This window comes from Ruminococcus sp. OM04-4AA, assembly GCF_003462585.1.
GTDB classification, from domain to species: domain Bacteria; phylum Bacillota; class Clostridia; order Lachnospirales; family Lachnospiraceae; genus Mediterraneibacter; species Mediterraneibacter faecis.
Genome location: NZ_QTZH01000054.1, coordinates 1 through 15,795 on the forward strand (window position 1 = coordinate 1; position 15,795 = coordinate 15,795).

At 40.3% G+C, this 15,795-nt stretch carries 15 protein-coding genes and 1 pseudogene; all 16 read left to right on the top strand.

Annotated features, from left to right (window positions below; translation table 11 throughout):
• Nucleotides 1–164 precede the first annotated feature (164 nt).
• Nucleotides 165–1,238, top strand: coding sequence for a nicotinate-nucleotide--dimethylbenzimidazole phosphoribosyltransferase (gene cobT / locus DXB52_RS12625; protein WP_472520143.1), 1,074 nt, complete (start codon nucleotides 165–167; stop codon nucleotides 1,236–1,238).
• Between the two features lie 18 nt (nucleotides 1,239–1,256).
• A complete protein-coding gene (cobS, locus tag DXB52_RS12630; RefSeq protein ID WP_118107591.1) occupies nucleotides 1,257–2,009 on the top strand; it encodes an adenosylcobinamide-GDP ribazoletransferase in 753 nt (250 codons plus the stop codon).
• Nucleotides 2,010–2,095: 86 nt separating this feature from the next.
• Nucleotides 2,096–2,710: a histidine phosphatase family protein gene (locus DXB52_RS12635; protein WP_118107593.1), complete on the top strand. Its 615-nt coding sequence runs from the start codon at nucleotides 2,096–2,098 to the stop codon at nucleotides 2,708–2,710.
• Nucleotides 2,707–3,699: an adenosylcobinamide-phosphate synthase CbiB gene (cbiB, locus tag DXB52_RS12640; RefSeq protein WP_118107595.1), complete on the top strand. Its 993-nt coding sequence runs from the start codon at nucleotides 2,707–2,709 to the stop codon at nucleotides 3,697–3,699. Before DXB52_RS12635 ends, cbiB begins: the two co-directional genes overlap by 4 nt.
• A complete protein-coding gene (locus tag DXB52_RS12645; RefSeq protein WP_118107597.1) occupies nucleotides 3,687–4,277 on the top strand; it encodes a GNAT family N-acetyltransferase in 591 nt (196 codons plus the stop codon). Before cbiB ends, DXB52_RS12645 begins: the two co-directional genes overlap by 13 nt.
• A gap of 34 nt (nucleotides 4,278–4,311) precedes the next feature.
• Nucleotides 4,312–5,361, top strand: a complete 1,050-nt coding sequence (locus tag DXB52_RS12650; protein WP_118107599.1) for a pyridoxal phosphate-dependent aminotransferase — start codon at nucleotides 4,312–4,314, stop codon at nucleotides 5,359–5,361.
• Nucleotides 5,362–5,375: 14 nt separating this feature from the next.
• Nucleotides 5,376–6,882: pseudogene (locus tag DXB52_RS12655) on the top strand (cobyric acid synthase).
• Nucleotides 6,883–6,907: 25 nt separating this feature from the next.
• A complete protein-coding gene (locus tag DXB52_RS12660) occupies nucleotides 6,908–8,248 on the top strand; it encodes an MATE family efflux transporter (protein WP_118107600.1) in 1,341 nt (446 codons plus the stop codon).
• On the top strand, nucleotides 8,226–8,906 hold the full coding sequence (locus tag DXB52_RS12665) for an HAD family hydrolase (RefSeq protein ID WP_118107602.1): 681 nt from the start codon (nucleotides 8,226–8,228) through the stop codon (nucleotides 8,904–8,906). Before DXB52_RS12660 ends, DXB52_RS12665 begins: the two co-directional genes overlap by 23 nt.
• Nucleotides 8,907–8,987: 81 nt before the next feature.
• On the top strand, nucleotides 8,988–10,535 hold the full coding sequence (locus DXB52_RS12670; protein ID WP_270370787.1) for a WD40/YVTN/BNR-like repeat-containing protein: 1,548 nt from the start codon (nucleotides 8,988–8,990) through the stop codon (nucleotides 10,533–10,535).
• 54 nt (nucleotides 10,536–10,589) lie between these two features.
• Nucleotides 10,590–11,825: a WYL domain-containing protein gene (locus DXB52_RS12675; RefSeq protein WP_118107604.1), complete on the top strand. Its 1,236-nt coding sequence runs from the start codon at nucleotides 10,590–10,592 to the stop codon at nucleotides 11,823–11,825.
• A gap of 2 nt (nucleotides 11,826–11,827) precedes the next feature.
• The gene (locus DXB52_RS12680) at nucleotides 11,828–12,739 is read left to right on the top strand and encodes a WYL domain-containing protein (RefSeq protein ID WP_270370785.1); all 912 of its coding nucleotides are present in this window, start codon (nucleotides 11,828–11,830) and stop codon (nucleotides 12,737–12,739) included.
• A 76-nt stretch (nucleotides 12,740–12,815) separates the two neighbouring features.
• Nucleotides 12,816–14,093: an RtcB family protein gene (locus DXB52_RS12685; RefSeq protein ID WP_118107618.1), complete on the top strand. Its 1,278-nt coding sequence runs from the start codon at nucleotides 12,816–12,818 to the stop codon at nucleotides 14,091–14,093.
• Nucleotides 14,056–14,811 (top strand): nucleotidyltransferase domain-containing protein, encoded by a 756-nt coding sequence (locus tag DXB52_RS12690; protein WP_118107608.1) that lies wholly within the window; start codon nucleotides 14,056–14,058, stop codon nucleotides 14,809–14,811. The genes DXB52_RS12685 and DXB52_RS12690 overlap by 38 nt, the downstream gene beginning before the upstream one ends.
• A gap of 317 nt (nucleotides 14,812–15,128) precedes the next feature.
• On the top strand, nucleotides 15,129–15,383 hold the full coding sequence (locus DXB52_RS12700; RefSeq protein ID WP_118107612.1) for a hypothetical protein: 255 nt from the start codon (nucleotides 15,129–15,131) through the stop codon (nucleotides 15,381–15,383).
• A 123-nt stretch (nucleotides 15,384–15,506) separates the two neighbouring features.
• Nucleotides 15,507–15,795: hypothetical protein (locus DXB52_RS12705; RefSeq protein WP_147343373.1), on the top strand; the 289-nt coding region annotated here is incomplete at its 3' end.

A 15,795-nucleotide genomic window follows, 5' to 3' on the forward strand; every position in this document is an offset into this window, starting at 1 on the left:
AATGAAAAAATTATGATAAAATAGGAGAATAATGCCAGAAAATGCGAAAAAACTGGCTTGTGAAGTTAGAAAGACAAACTATAGATCAGAAGAAAATAATAAGAAAAGCAGACATAACAATGGTAGATAATAAAAGAAAATCGACAAAAAATGAAAAGATGTCGATGAAAGAAAATGAAAGATTATTGATTGAAAAATTCAAAACGATAAAACTGGTGGAGAAATCCTATGAAGAACAGGCAAAAAGACGATGGAAAACAGTTGCAAAACCACTGTTCAGCTTAGGAAAACTGGAAGATGCTGTGATCCGGATGGCTGGAATCCGAAGAAAAGTAGATTTTGAGATTAGAAAGAAAGGATTGCTGATCTTTTGTGCGGATAATGGAGTTGTTTCAGAGGGAGTGACCCAGACCGGACAGGAAGTGACAGCAATCGTTGCGGATAATTTTACAAAATGTGCGACGAGCGTATGTATTATGGCAGAGACCGCCGGAGCGGATTTATTTCCAATCGATATTGGAATGGTGACAGATGTTCCGTCGGTGACAGATCCGAAAGACAAAGTGATGTATGGAACAAAGAATATGGCGATGGAACCTGCAATGTCAAGAGAACAGGCTGCGCAAGCCGTTCTTATTGGCATACGAAAGGTCAAGGAGCTGGCAGAACAAGGGTATGATCTGATCGCAACCGGTGAGATGGGGATTGGAAATACAACGACCAGCAGTGCTGTTGTGTCCGTTCTGCTTGATGAAAGTGTAGAAAATGTGACAGGGAGAGGCGCAGGTCTTAGTTCAGAAGGGCTGAATAGAAAGATTCGTGCAATTGAGAGAGCAATTGAAAAGCATCAGCCGGACAAGGAAGATGTTTTAGATGTCTTATCCAAAGTCGGAGGGCTTGATATTGCCGGAATGACAGGTGCATTTCTCGGAGGTGCGATCTATCATATTCCGGTTCTGATCGATGGATTTATCTCTTCTGCAGCAGCATTATGTGCAGTACGAATGGTACCGGAGACGGCAGATTATATCCTGGCATCACATTGCTCGGGAGAACCGGCGGGGCGAATGGTCTTAGAAGAGCTGAAACTTCCATATCTGATTGATGCGAAGATGTCTCTTGGAGAAGGCAGTGGTGCAGTTGCAGCAATTCCACTTCTTGAGATGGGTGTGAATGTTTATCGGAAGATGAGTACCTTTGAAGAGATTAAAGTAGAGCAGTATGAAGAACTTAAGTGAAGATGAGGAGTAAGAAAAATGTGGTTATTGAACGCAATGATCATTGCAATCGCTATGTATTCTAAGATTCCGATGCCGCGAGTAGACTGGAATGAAAAAAATATGAGATATGCGATGTGTTTTTTCCCATTGGTCGGAGTTATAATTGGAGTATTGGAAATAGTTGCCGGGAATCTGATCACAGTATGGAAGGGAGAAGGAACTTTCTTTTATGCAGTTGTGCTGACTCTGATTCCGGTTTTTATAACAGGAGGAATTCATCTGGATGGATTCGCAGATACAATGGATGCAAAAAGTTCTTATGGAGACCGGGAGAAGAAGCTGGAGATTCTGAAAGACCCACATACGGGAGCATTTGCAATCATCAGTCTTTGCTGTTATTTCCTTCTGTGTGTGGGGATTTTTAGTGAAATGAGAATAGAACGCCTGTTTGCAACAGCACTCGTGTTTGTGTTCTCGCGTTCGCTGAGTGGAATTTCTGTTGTGACGTTTCAGGCAGCGAAGAACAGTGGACTGCTTCGGACATTTCAAGACGGTGCACAGAAGAGAAATGTAAGAATTGTATTGATCATATGGCTATTGGCAGCCGGAGTTGGATTCTATCTGACAGCAGGTTTATGCGGAGTGGCAGCAGCAGTTGTCGGACTTGCTGTTTTCTTTTATTATTATCAGTTTAGCAGAAAACAGTTTGGAGGTATTACGGGTGATCTTGCCGGATACTTCCTGCAGTTATGTGAACTGTTTATGCTGGCAGTGCTTGCATTATTCTAGAAATGTTATTGCATATAAATGTTTTATGATAGATGCTTTATTATAGAAATGAAAATGAAATAAAATAGATTTTTTTGGAGTGATTTATGGAGCTTATTTTGATCCGGCATTTGAAGACACCGGGCAATGAAAAGAGACAATATATCGGAAGTACAGAGGAAGATTTGTCAGAACAGGAAGTACTGAACTTTAAACAGAAATATAAAATAGATAGCTATCCACAGGTACAGCAAGTGATTGTCAGCCCAATGAAGAGATGTATTCAAACGGCAGAGTTGATTTATCCGAAGAACCAGATCACGCAGGAAGTATTGTTAAAGGAATGTGATTTTGGTATTTTTGAAGGTAAGACATATGAAGATCTGAAAGACAGAGAAGAATATCAGGCATGGCTGGATTCCGGTGGAACGATTGCATTTCCGGAAGGGGAGGAGCAGAAGGAATTCCGTTCACGTTGCGTGAGAGGCATGCTCTGTCAGGTGGATAGATTATGCAAAGAAAATGTAGAAAGCGCAGCTTTTGTCGTTCATGGAGGAACGATTATGGCGGTGCTGGAACAATTGGCAGAAGACCAAAAAGATTTTTATCACTGGCAGGTGGAAAATGGCGGAGGATATAGAATGCTTGTGAATGAAGATGAGTGGAAGTCAGGTATTCATAGATTTCGTAAAATTCAAAAACTGGGAGGAGTGACAGAATGAATGGAAGGATGACGATTCTGGCATGCATCATAGGATTTTTGTTAGACTGCATTTTCGGAGATCCGGTCTGGATGTACCATCCGATACGCGTGATCGGAAACCTGATCAGTGTGTTGGAAAAAGGATTGCGGAAGTTGTTGTGCAGTCGGATTCCTGCATCAGAACAAAAGAAGAAAAATAAAAGAGAAGTTCTGGCAGGAGGAATTTTATGGATTCTGACAGTTTCGTTATCCTTTCTTGTACCGGCGGTATTCTTATTTGCTGCAGGAAAGGTTCATCCGGCAGTACGGTTTCTTTTGGAAACCTTCTGGTGTTACCAGATATTTGCGGCGCGGTGTCTTGTAGGAGAAAGTAGGAAGGTTTATCAGAAATTAAAAGAAGATGACTTGCCGGGTGCAAGAAAGGCAGTATCCATGATTGTCGGAAGAGATACAGAAAACCTTACAGCAGAAGGTGTGACGAAAGCAGCGGTAGAGACTGTGGCAGAGAATACTTCTGACGGCGTGACGGCTCCGTTATTATTTCTTTTGATTGGCGGCGCACCGCTTGGATTCTTATACAAGGCAGTGAATACGATGGATTCTATGCTTGGATACAAAAATGAAAAATATCTGTATTTCGGAAGGATTCCAGCAAAGATGGATGATGTGTTTAATTACATTCCAGCCAGGTTGACTGCGTGGTTTATGGTTGTTGCAGCATTTTTGACAGGGATGGATGGAAAGAATGCGTGGAAGATTTATCTGCGTGATAAGAGAAAACATGCAAGTCCGAATTCCGCCCAGTCAGAGGCAGTCTGCGCCGGAGCGCTTGATGTACAGTTAGCCGGGGATGCGGTTTATTTCGGGAAAATCTATAAAAAGGATTATATCGGCGATGCGATCCGTAAGATTGAACCGGAAGATATTCTTCGTGCCGGGAAGTTAATGTATATGACAACGATACTGATGATGGTTGTCTTTGGAGGTTTATTGTTATGGATTTATTGATTCGATTTGCAAAAATGGAAGATGCAGAAGAACTTCTGGCGCTCTATACACCATATGTAACGGATACAGTGATTACATTCGAATATGAAGTTCCGTCACTGGAAGAATTCAAAGATCGAATGCGTCAGACGATGAAAAAGTACCCGTATCTGGTCGCAGAACAGAATGGCGAGATTCTTGGATATAGCTGTGCGGGGGCATTCAAAGGTCGTGCAGCATATGACTGGGCAGTGGAAACAACAATTTATATAAGAAAAGACCGGCAGAAAACCGGAGTTGGTAAAAAGCTGTATGAGGCACTGGAGAAAGTACTGTATGCCCAGAACATTTGCAATCTATATGCATGCATTGGATATCCTGAAGTTGAAGATGAATATCTGACAAAGAACAGCGCACAGTTCCATGCACATCTTGGATACCGCATGGTAGGAGAATTCTATCATTGTGGATACAAATTTGACCGCTGGTATAATATGGTCTGGATGGAAAAGCTTCTGAATCCGGAGGTTAAACATCCAAAGCCGATCAAATGGATGGAAGAGAATCGCGAGGAGTTGGAGGCAGTACTTTTAGATTAAAAATGAAACACATAGAGAAGTAGGAGTATGATTCATGGAATATGTACACGGAGGAGACATTTATACATATGGAGATGTGCTGGATTTTTCAGTTAATGTAAATCCTTACGGTCCGTCAGAAGAAGTTCTTGAAGCGGCAAAAAGATCGATGGATGAAGTGAGTCTTTATCCGGACAGTCAATGCAGACGGCTCAGAAAGAGACTGGCAGAGAAAAAAAGTCTGCCGGAAGAATATTTTCTTTTCGGAAATGGAGCAGCGGAGCTGTTCTTTTCTGTCGTTCTTGCAGAAAAACCAAAGAAAGCATTGCTTCCGATTCCGGCTTTCGCAGAATATGAACAGGCACTTCGGACGGTAGACTGCGAAATCATTTATTATAAGTTGAAAAGAGAGAATAACTTTGCATTGACAGAAAGCTTTTTGGAAGAACTGACAGAGGACATTGACCTTGTATTTTTATGCTCCCCGTCGAATCCGTCAGGGCAGGTGATCGAACCGGTGCTTATGGAACAGATCCTTACTCGATGTGAAGAGAAGAAGATACGTCTTGTTTTAGACGAGTGTTTTATTGAATTCCTGGAAGAAGCGCAGAAGTATACCATGGTGAAAAAGGTGACAGATCATGCGTGCCTTTTTCTTGTACAGGCATTTACGAAGATGTATGGAATCCCGGGATTGAGACTGGGATATGCAATGACATCGGACGGAGAACTTAGAGAGCGGATGCAGCAGATCCGTCAGCCGTGGAGTGTGTCGGTTCCGGCGCAGGCAGCAGGGATAGAAGCGCTGACAGAAAGAGAAGAGCAGAGAGTTCAGAAAATACGAAACAAAATCGTGGAAGAAAAAATGCGCATGGAAAAGAAAATGCGTGAGTTTGGGATTAGATTTATTCCAACAAAGGCAAATTTCTTCTTATTATATAGTGAAAGCTCATTGTTTGAACGATTGTTAGAGCAGGGGATTTTGATTCGAAATTGTGAGAACTATAGAGGGTTGAAGAAAGGCTGGTATCGGATTGCAGTGCGGACAAAAGAGGAAAATGATGTTCTTTTACGGGCATTTGAAACAATCCTGTCAAAGCAGTGAAGGAGGCGAAAAATATGGCGAAATCAATTATGATACAGGGAACGATGTCAAATGTCGGAAAGAGCGCACTGGCAGCAGGTCTTTGCCGTGTCCTGAAACAGGATGGATACAAAGTTGCACCTTTCAAATCCCAAAATATGGCACTCAATTCTTTTATCACAAAAGAAGGACTGGAGATGGGAAGAGCCAGGTGATGCAGGCAGAAGCTGCAGGAATTGAACCGGAAGCAATAATGAATCCAATTTTACTTAAGCCGACGAACGATACAGGCTCTCAGGTGATTATCAATGGTAAACCAATCGGAGTGATGGCTGCAAGAGAGTATTACCGTCATAAGAAGGAATATATTCCGGCAATTATGGATGCATATCATGAGTTAGAAAAAAAGTATGATATCATTGTAATTGAGGTGCCGGAAGTCCGGCAGAAATCAACCTGAAAAAAGATGATATTGTAAATATGGGAATGGCAAAGCTTGCAGATGCACCGGTGCTTCTTGTCGGAGATATTGATCGTGGTGGAGTATTTGCCCAGATCGCCGGAACCGTAATGCTTCTTGAAGAGGATGAAAAAGCGCGGATCAAAGGAACGATCATTAATAAATTCCGTGGAGATGTATCCATTCTGGAACCGGGGCTTCGAATGTTGGAAGAAAAGACAGATATCCCTGTAACGGGAGTAGTTCCGTATTTTTATTTAGATCTGGATGAGGAAGACAGTCTGACGGAACGATTTCAGAAAAAAGAGAAGCCGGGACTGATTGATCTGGCAGTGATCCGATTCCCAAGGATCTCTAATTTTACTGACTTAGCGCCATTAGAAGCATTGGAAGAAGTAAGTGTAAGATATGTTTCATCTCCGGCTGAGTTTGGCAATCCGGATGCGGTGATCCTTCCGGGAACAAAGAATACGATCAGCGATCTTCTGTGGATGCGTCAGAATGGACTGGAAGCAAGAGTCTTGAAACACAGCGCACAGAACAAACCGGTCTTTGGAATCTGTGGCGGATATCAGATGCTTGGAATAGAAATCTCAGATCCAACAGGAGAAGAGTACGGAGGAACTGTACAGGGAATGGGACTTTTGGATACAAAGACTGTGTTCCGCCCGGAAAAACATAGAACCAGAGTACATGGAACATTTGGCGAGATGAAAGGAATCCTGAAAGAGATGGAGGGACTTCCTTTCGAAGGATATGAGATCCATATGGGAGAGACGATTCTTGATGAGCACGCATCCGGGCTTATAACATTAGAAAATGATTCTGATACACTACAACAAGGACATCCGGATGGTTCGCAGAAGGAAAATGTCTATGGCTGTTATGTGCATGGAATCTTTGATTCACCGGAAATGTCAGGTGGGTTTCTCTCCGCTTTATTGAAAGAGAAAGGCTATGATCCGGAGACGGTACAGGCAGTAGACTGGAAGTCTTATAAGGAAGAACAGTATGATAAGCTTGCAGATATCGTTCGTGCTAGTCTGGATATGAAAGAAATTTATAGAATTATTGGATTGTAGAGTTTGTAATGAGAGGGGCAAAAAGATGATTACAGATTTAACGAAAGAACATCCGAACAAGACATTATGGCGGTTCCTTCTGCCAATGTTGTTCAGTGTGATGTTCCAGCAGATTTACAATATCGCAGACAGTATGATCGCGGGAAGGTTTGCAGGAGAAAATGCGTTGGCAGCAGTCGGCGCATCTTATCCGATCACAATTATTTTCATGGCATTTGCTGTGGGAATGAATCTGGGTGCCTCCGTAGTCGTATCAAGACTGTTCGGAGCGGAAGACCGGGGCGGTGTAAAGCGTGCGGTTACAACAGCATTTCTTAGTTCTATGGTGCTGGGAATCATGCTGACATTATTCGGGTATTTCTTTAATCATCAGATGATGAGATGGATCCGCACACCAGAGAATATTATGGCAGATGGAGTTTTATATTTGAAAATTTACATTTTCGGAATTATCTTCCTGATGCTTTATAATGTGTGTACCGGAGTATTTACAGCACTCGGGGATTCTAAGACACCGTTATATTTTCTGCTTGGATCATCAGCTGGAAATATTATTCTTGATTACATCTTCGTAGCAAAATTCCAGTGGGGTGTGAGCGGTGTTGCCTGGGCAACATTTATCGCGCAAGGTGTGTCAGCCGTGCTTGCATTAGTAACACTTCTCGGAAGATTGCAGAAATTTGCCGGGAAAGAAAAGCAGTCGTGGTTTGATAAGAAATTATTTGCACAGATCATGGCGATTGCAATTCCAAGCATTCTTCAGCAGAGCGTATTGAGTGTAGGAAATCTTTTCGTGCAGGGAATTGTAAATCAATTCGGTTCAGCAGTTGTTGCGGGATATTCGGGAGCGATCAAGCTGAATACATTTGCCATTAATATCTTTATGACACTTGGTTCCTGTCTATCCAGTTATACGGCACAGAATATCGGCGCGGGAAAGAAAGAACGAATTCCATTGGGATTCCGTACCGGAGTGAAATTGTCAGAGCTTACGGCATTACCGTTTGTTATTCTGTATTTCATTTTCAGTCGTCAGATGATGGGGCTGTTCTTAGGTGCGGAGAGTGTAGAGGCTATCAGCGCAGGAATGGCATTTTTGAAAATAGTATCGCCGTGGTATTTTATGATTGTAATTAAGCTGATGACAGATGGAATTATCCGAGGTTCCGGAGCGATGGTTTATTTTGTAGTTGCAACAGTTCCGGATCTTATTTTGAGAATCGGATTTGCGTTGGTTTTGACAAAAAGCTTTGGAAGCACCGGAATCTGGATGGCATGGCCATTTGGTTGGATCGTAGCGACCACATTAACATTGATCTTTTATAGAAAGTTGGGATATAAGAATGATAAAAGCAGTAATTTTTGATATGGATGGGGTTTTGATCAATACAGAACCGATTCATTATCAATGTTGGGTAGAGATTTTTAAAGAACGATATGGAATTGATTTGGATTATGAGGTATATAAGCCATGCATCGGATCTACAAGACTCCATTTCATGAATCTGATCAAAGAAGATTATGGAATCACATTTGAAAGTCTTGAAGTAATGAATCAGATTATGAAAGAGAAGAAAGATGAAATTATTGCGCGAGACGGATTTCCGGAGATGCCGGGAGTTGAGCAGATGCTTTGCTGTCTGAAAGATGCGGGGTATCGCCTGGCCGTGGCCTCTTCTTCTCCAAAACCTGTAATCACAGAGACACTGGAAACGCTGGATCTGATGAAATATTTCGATGTCGTGACAAGTGGAGATGAAGTGAAGAATCCAAAGCCGGCGCCGGATACATTTTTCTTTGCAGCGAAGCAGCTGGGCGTACCGGTAGACGAGTGTATTGTGATCGAAGATTCAACGAATGGAGGAAAGGCTGCTAAGGCGGCTAAGATGCCATGTATCTGGATGCATAATCCGGATTCCGGAGACCAGGAGATACCGGATGCAGTGCTTGAGATTACGGCCTGGACAAAGGAGAATATAGAAAAGATCATGAAATTTTTACATTTTGATCAAGAAAAAGTGTAAAAATAAATGAGCGATATAAAATTTTTTTGAGTAGAATACTTAGAAATAGTAGACCTGGAAGTATTATTAGGATGTGATTGAATGAAAAAACTGAAATTTATATTTGGCAAGCTTAGTATTCTCTATTACATTTTGTTTTTGCTCGTGACCTGTGTACTTTGCAAGTACGGAAGCATCAGACAGCTGAAGTTTGCATTTTTGGCTTTAGGTATCCTTCTGGTACTCAGTCTTTGTATCTGGATCGGTTGCCTGATAGCAGAAAAGGAAACCCCTTTTAAAATGAAAGGCGCACTCAGGAAAACAGTGTTTGGTACAGAACTTTTGATTCTACTTGTAGTTACGGTTGGATGTATTTCTTATATCGTATATACTGCGATTCCTTATAATGGCGCATTGTCCTGGAAGGTAGACAGCCTGTTTAAGACAAAGAAAATAGAGTATGAACATAACAATTTCTTCCGTGATGGCGCAGAAGGGCTGATAAAAGATATCAATAAGAAATTGAAACTTCCGGACGAGTTATATATCACAGATAGTTTTGAGATGTCTTTTGATAAAGACGGAACGATAACCCGTGTATCAGCATATCTTTATGGACAGAATGAAAAGGGAAAAGACAAGACCTATCTGATTGATTATGATATCGATAAAAGTGATAAGATTGTTGTGCAGATCGCAGGTTATGCAAATGCAGATTATGATGATGACAAGAAATTAGATCCTATGTTTACTATTCTGGAAAAATCAGATTGTAAGATGCAGGTGACACAATGGAATCTGACTTATGCATTTGCAGATAATCCGCCGGAATATGAGATTCTGTATTATGGAAAACGCTCCTTCGCTTCTTCGGAAGGTCTTGTTTATCTTCCGGGAGATGTGGATGGTGACGGAGAAGTCAGCGGCATGACTGATTTTACAGCCTTGGATAGCGGTGGGGAAGCACTTGGATATGAAGTATCCCTGTATCTTCCGCAGGATGAATCTGTGACGCCGGTGCGTTATATGATGGAACCAGAATATATCAGTCCTGATACAATTAGTCAGAATGAGCAGGCAGAGAAAGATTCGCAGGCAAAAGAACAGGGAAAAGAGAATAATACCTGGACGGTCGATACGGACGGAAGCGGTGTTGTCCGATTCTTCTTAAACGAACAGAAAGGCTGGAAACTTTCAGTTGTTGATGCGGCTCTTGGAACACGTTATTACAAACTGGAAACTACGTCAGATAGTGGATATAACTGGACAACAGTAAATGAAGATCCATTCGACGGAAATGGCGGAGCAGGAGAAGGGATACAATTCTTCGACGAACAGTTTGGATTCATTGGTCTAAGCGGGGCATCGCAGACACATTCATCTATTTATGTTACAAAAGACGGTGGAAAGACACTGAAGGAGATAGAACTTCCGATGGATACTGTGACAGAATATCCGCCGCATATGCAGGAATATGGATTCACGCTTGATGATTATCAGTATCTGGAAATGCCACAGCAGGATGGAGAGAATTACACGATCCATGTGATGACGCAGAGTGGCGAGACGGAAGGCCTTGTGTTCACATCTGAAGATCAAGGTGAGAACTGGAGTTTTACCGGAGTGTTTGATGAAAATGACTTATCATAAAAAACAAAGTATTTTAAATCAATACGATCCGGGAAAAGTTAAGGAGGCGAAACCATGGCATACAGCGAATTAATCAAAAATTTTAACAAGATACGTGATTACATGCGGGATTTTTATGTCTACGGTTTCAAGAGCCGGGATGATTATACGAAAAAAAGTACCAGGTCTTATGATGACGAGAAACGTCGGATAGAGAGCTGGCTTGGTAACTATATGAAGTTTCATCAGACCGCTGATGGTAAGAATGTATTTTTGTCAATTGATAGCAGAGCAACCAGACACAATCCACTTTATAAGGCATGGAAGACAAAGAGCTTTACAGATGGAGATATTACCCTTCATTTTATTGTTATGGATATTCTTTCTAATGGACAAGAACTGTCACTTGGGGATGTCGCATATCAGGTGGACGAATATCTGGCAGGGTTTGAGCATGCAAGAGTATTTGACATCTCTACGATCAGAAAAAAACTCAACGAATATGTAAAAGAAGGATTGTTGGTAAGACGGAAGAGTGGAAAGACGATGCTATACAGTCGTACAGAAGAGTTTGAAATGCCAAGTAGAGATGTTTTGGATTTTTTTTCAGAAACCGCACCATGTGGTGTGATAGGATCATTTTTGGAAGATAAAACAAATAATATTGCTGATCATTTTGTATTCAAACATCATTACATAACCAGTGCAATGGACAGTGAGGCTTTGTACATGATACTGAAAGCAATTCATGAAAAAAGAAATATAACAGTTGAGATGATTAATCGTAAAAAAGATCGCATTACGGAAACGAATGTTGTTCCGCTTCGAGTGATGATCAGTGTACAGAGTGGGAGACAGTATATGATGGCCTATACCCCATATTTTAAACGAATAACAGCGTATCGTCTTGATAATATTGTCACTGTTAAAATTGGAGAGATTGCAGATCGGTTTGATGAATTAAGAGATAAACTGAGTGAAATGCAGCAACATACGTGGGGAGTTGCTACAGACAGTAGATCTGGAAATCGGATGGAACATATTGAATTTACAGTTCAATATGATGATGGAGAACAGCATATACCAAAGCGATTAGAGAGGGAGAAACGAATCGGTCGGTTGGAGTACATGGATGAGCATACATGTCGATTTTCTGCTGATGTTTATGATGCAAGCGAATTGATTCCATGGATACGTACATTTATTTGTCGAATTACAGATATTTCAATTTCCAATAAGGCTTTGGAAAAACAGTTTAAAGAAGACTTGCAGGCGATGTATGAAATGTATGGATTGAAAGGGGAGGAATGAGTATGCTGTTTCATGAAATTTACAGTACATATTTCCAAACTGTTGCAAAAATCTTGGCAGAAGCGGTAGAGCATCCGCTTACGAATGGAGAAATCAACGCAATCATTCAGGATTATGCATTTGAAGAAAGCACATTGAATATTCCGGAGTCTTTGGGAATGACACATTGGCAATTATTGAAAGAAGATGGAACAACTATTCTCAGAAAGAAGCCAACGATGCCACTCACAATTTTGCAGAAACGCTGGATTAATGCAATCGCATTAGATCCGAGAATACGTTTGTTTACGGACCGGCCAATCGTATTCTCAGATGTCGAACCATTATTTCTTCCAGAAGATATTTATGTATTTGACAAGTATTCAGATGGCGATCCGTATGAGAATCCAGAATATATTCGGAACTTTCGGTTGATATTGGATGCGATTAAGCATAAGTACCAGATACAAATCAGTATTACAAATCGTCATGGAAAACAAATAACAACTAGAACGATTCCAGAATATCTGGAATATTCCGAGAAAGACGATAAATTCCGGTTAATTGGAACAGGAAGCAAACTGGGAAATACGATCAATCTTGGCAGAATTAGTTCTTGTGAAAAGTATGAGAATCAACAAGGTGGAAAAGTTGGGAAAAGCAATCAGCCGCGACCACGTAAAGTGATATTTGAACTGATTGATGAGCGTAATGCGTTGGAACGTGTTCTGATGCACTTCGCACATTTAGAAAAACAAGTCGAGAAAATAGATGAGCGAAAGTATCAGGTTACGTTGTACTATGACAAAGAGGACGAAACAGAGATTTTAATTCGTGTTCTTTCGTTTGGACCAATGCTTCATGTTGTAAAGCCTGTGGCATTTATTAATTTAATAAAGGACAGATTGTCAGATCAAAAAAGTTGTGGGCTGTAAAAGTTCGCAACTTTTTTTCCATGATAAAAAGAATCAGAAGAGATAAACTTGGATTATGAGAAAGGATGTGAATGATATGTTTGAAATAAATGGAAGAGTTACAACAGCGATTTGCTATGCAAAGGTGATTGAAGATGAAGCAATCGAGCAGATCAGAAGAATGTGTGATTATGATCTGACAAGGGGAAGTAAGGTGCGGATTATGCCGGATGTCCATGCCGGAAAAGGTTGTACAATTGGGACGACCATGACAATCACAGATAAGATTTGCCCTAATATCGTAGGAGTCGATATAGGCTGTGGAATGTATACTGTAAAGCTGCAGGATCAGGTAATAGATTTTGAAAAAATAGATGAAGCATGTCATTATATCCCTTCGGGAATGAATGTATGGGAAGGAAGAATGGAGCGTTTTGATTTAACGCAGCTTAAGTGTTATCGATCTTTGAAAGATGCAAAGAGATTGGAAAGATCACTTGGAACACTGGGAGGGGGAAACCACTTTATCGAGGTTGATCGGGCAAAGGATGGTACATATTATCTGGTCATTCATTCAGGAAGCAGGAATTTAGGAAAACAGGTAGCTGAGATTTACCAACAGTTGGCGATTGATTTACATGCGGGAAAAGAAGAGTATTTTAAAAAACGAGATGAGATTATTCGTACTTACAAAGAGCAGGGGAGAAGGGCAGAAATCCAGGAGGCATTGAAGCACTTAAAAAAGAATTATGAAATCCAGGAGTTGGATGCTCCCAACGATATCTGCTGGCTTTACGGGTCATTTATGGATGATTATCTGCATGATGTTGAAATTTGCCAACGCTTTGCAAGAAGGAGTAGAGAGCGCATGGCGGAAATTATTATTGAAAGAACCAAAATGACGCGAACAGAAGCTTTTCACACCATTCATAATTATATAGATGTCAATGAGATGATTCTTAGAAAAGGCGCCATTGCCGCACATTCTGGTGAAAAAGTATTGATTCCGATTAATATGAGAGATGGTTCCGTTCTTGCAGTTGGCAAAGGAAATGTGGAATGGAATAATTCAGCACCACATGGAGCTGGTAGAATCATGTCCAGAACAAAAGCAAAACAGTCCATTGATTTAGAGGAATACAAAGCATCCATGCAAGGTATTTATTCTACATCAGTGAATGCAGATACATTAGATGAGGCACCAATGGCATATAAATCGCTTGCGGATATCATTGATGTGATCAGAGATTCTGTAGAGATTATTGATATTATGAAACCAGTATATAATTTCAAAGCCTCTGATAGTGAGGTGCCTTGGAAAAAGAGAGGTGACACAAATGAAAGAAAAGATACAGGAGCAGCTTCGGAGAATTGAAGAAGCTGAAAATATAAAAATACTTTTGGCTGTTGAATCGGGAAGCCGCGCTTGGGGATTTGCATCTCCAGATAGTGACTATGATGTGCGGTTTATTTATATCAGAAGGTTAGAGGATTATCTGCGACTGGATGCAATTAGAGATGTGATTGAACTACCAATTGATGATGTTTTGGACATCAACGGATGGGATTTGCAAAAGACATTAAGATTATTGTATAAGTCAAATCCAACATTATTTGAGTGGTTTTCTTCATCAATTGTTTATCAGAAAACAGAATTTGCCGACGAGTTTCGTGATTTGATGATGCATTATTTTTCATCAAAGAAGACGTTGTATCATTATATTAGTATGGCGGAAGGAAATTATCGGGAATATCTGAAAGGTGAGATCGTCAGAGCAAAGAAATATTTCTATGTCTTACGTCCGGTACTGGCATGCAGATGGATCTTGGACCGAGGTACGCCTCCACCTATGTTGTTTTCGGAGTTGGTAAAAGAAGAACTGCCGGTAGAATTAATCAATCCAGTGAATCAATTGCTGGAATTAAAGATGAACTCATCCGAAGTAAAATTGATTAAAAGAATTACGGAAATAAATGAATATCTGGATGAAAGTATTCCGAGTATCAAAAGTGCAGTGAGATTACTGGATGATAGTCATACACCAGATTGGAGTGAGTTGAATCAATTGTTTTTGCGAGAACTAATGAAGTAGACGTAGATTTTATATGGAAAATCAGTGGAGTTTATGTGTTAAGGCTACCGTAATTGTGGAGTAGCGGGGGAGTGGATTATCATGCCAATTATTATGCCTATTAAGGATTTATGCAATACAGCCGAGATTTCAAATAATGCACACAAGGAACAGGAGTTTTACTAGGGTGTTTGATGAGTGAAATAAAAAACGTCATATCATGTGGCGTTTTTTATTATATAATACAGAAAATGAGAAGATTTGGTCAAAGTTTGTCTAAATTTTTTTATAATCCAGATATACAAACAGTGATAAAGATTCAAAATAGGGAGGCACACATGATTACAAACGAAACGAGAACATCAATTAAAAAAATTTATGGGATGCTTTGGGACGTGTTGGCGTTATATGAAAGAACGGAAATGTATAATGAGCTTCCGGAAGATGAAGAGAAAACAGAACTTGACATTTGGGATTTTATGGGGGACAAATTGTTGGCTGTTCGGAAAGAGTCCATGACAGCGTTTCTTGGAAAGGAAGAACTTTGCAGCAAGATGGAGCAGGTGATAGTATTATTTGGCACGGATAAATAGGCAATTCGTTTTAGATTGATTATAGAATTTGAAAAAAATAATGTATAGAGGGTGAAAGATTGATATAATAAGAGAAAAAGAAATTGGAAGTCAATAATAGCAATTATACGAGGAGAATTAGTGATGAAAATAGAATTTGGAGTACAGGAATATTTTAATGAATTAAAGTTAATGGATGCACAGTATGGACAGGAAGAGGAATTATATCCATGGATTTACATGCTGTTAAAGATGGCAGAGTGTAGAAAAAAAGGGATACTCAAGGAATGGTATCAAGAAGTATCTATACGAGATGTACATAGAGCAGAAAAATCGCAAACAGATAAGGAAATAAAATTAAAATTATTAGAAAAAAGAGGAGTTCCAGATATTGTAATTTTAAATATGAAAAAATATTCTTTTAAAAACCAAT

Bases quoted from the DNA above. Each gene is read 5' to 3' on its own strand.
- cobT (WP_472520143.1), top strand. From the start codon at position 165: ATGAAAGAAAATGAAAGATTATTGATTGAAAAATTCAAAACGATAAAA.
- cobS (WP_118107591.1), top strand. From the start codon at position 1,257: ATGTGGTTATTGAACGCAATGATCATTGCAATCGCTATGTATTCTAAG.
- DXB52_RS12635 (WP_118107593.1), top strand. From the start codon at position 2,096: ATGGAGCTTATTTTGATCCGGCATTTGAAGACACCGGGCAATGAAAAG.
- cbiB (WP_118107595.1), top strand. From the start codon at position 2,707: ATGAATGGAAGGATGACGATTCTGGCATGCATCATAGGATTTTTGTTA.
- DXB52_RS12645 (WP_118107597.1), top strand. From the start codon at position 3,687: ATGGATTTATTGATTCGATTTGCAAAAATGGAAGATGCAGAAGAACTT.
- DXB52_RS12650 (WP_118107599.1), top strand. From the start codon at position 4,312: ATGGAATATGTACACGGAGGAGACATTTATACATATGGAGATGTGCTG.
- DXB52_RS12660 (WP_118107600.1), top strand. From the start codon at position 6,908: ATGATTACAGATTTAACGAAAGAACATCCGAACAAGACATTATGGCGG.
- DXB52_RS12665 (WP_118107602.1), top strand. From the start codon at position 8,226: ATGATAAAAGCAGTAATTTTTGATATGGATGGGGTTTTGATCAATACA.
- DXB52_RS12670 (WP_270370787.1), top strand. From the start codon at position 8,988: ATGAAAAAACTGAAATTTATATTTGGCAAGCTTAGTATTCTCTATTAC.
- DXB52_RS12675 (WP_118107604.1), top strand. From the start codon at position 10,590: ATGGCATACAGCGAATTAATCAAAAATTTTAACAAGATACGTGATTAC.
- DXB52_RS12680 (WP_270370785.1), top strand. From the start codon at position 11,828: ATGCTGTTTCATGAAATTTACAGTACATATTTCCAAACTGTTGCAAAA.
- DXB52_RS12685 (WP_118107618.1), top strand. From the start codon at position 12,816: ATGTTTGAAATAAATGGAAGAGTTACAACAGCGATTTGCTATGCAAAG.
- DXB52_RS12690 (WP_118107608.1), top strand. From the start codon at position 14,056: ATGAAAGAAAAGATACAGGAGCAGCTTCGGAGAATTGAAGAAGCTGAA.
- DXB52_RS12700 (WP_118107612.1), top strand. From the start codon at position 15,129: ATGATTACAAACGAAACGAGAACATCAATTAAAAAAATTTATGGGATG.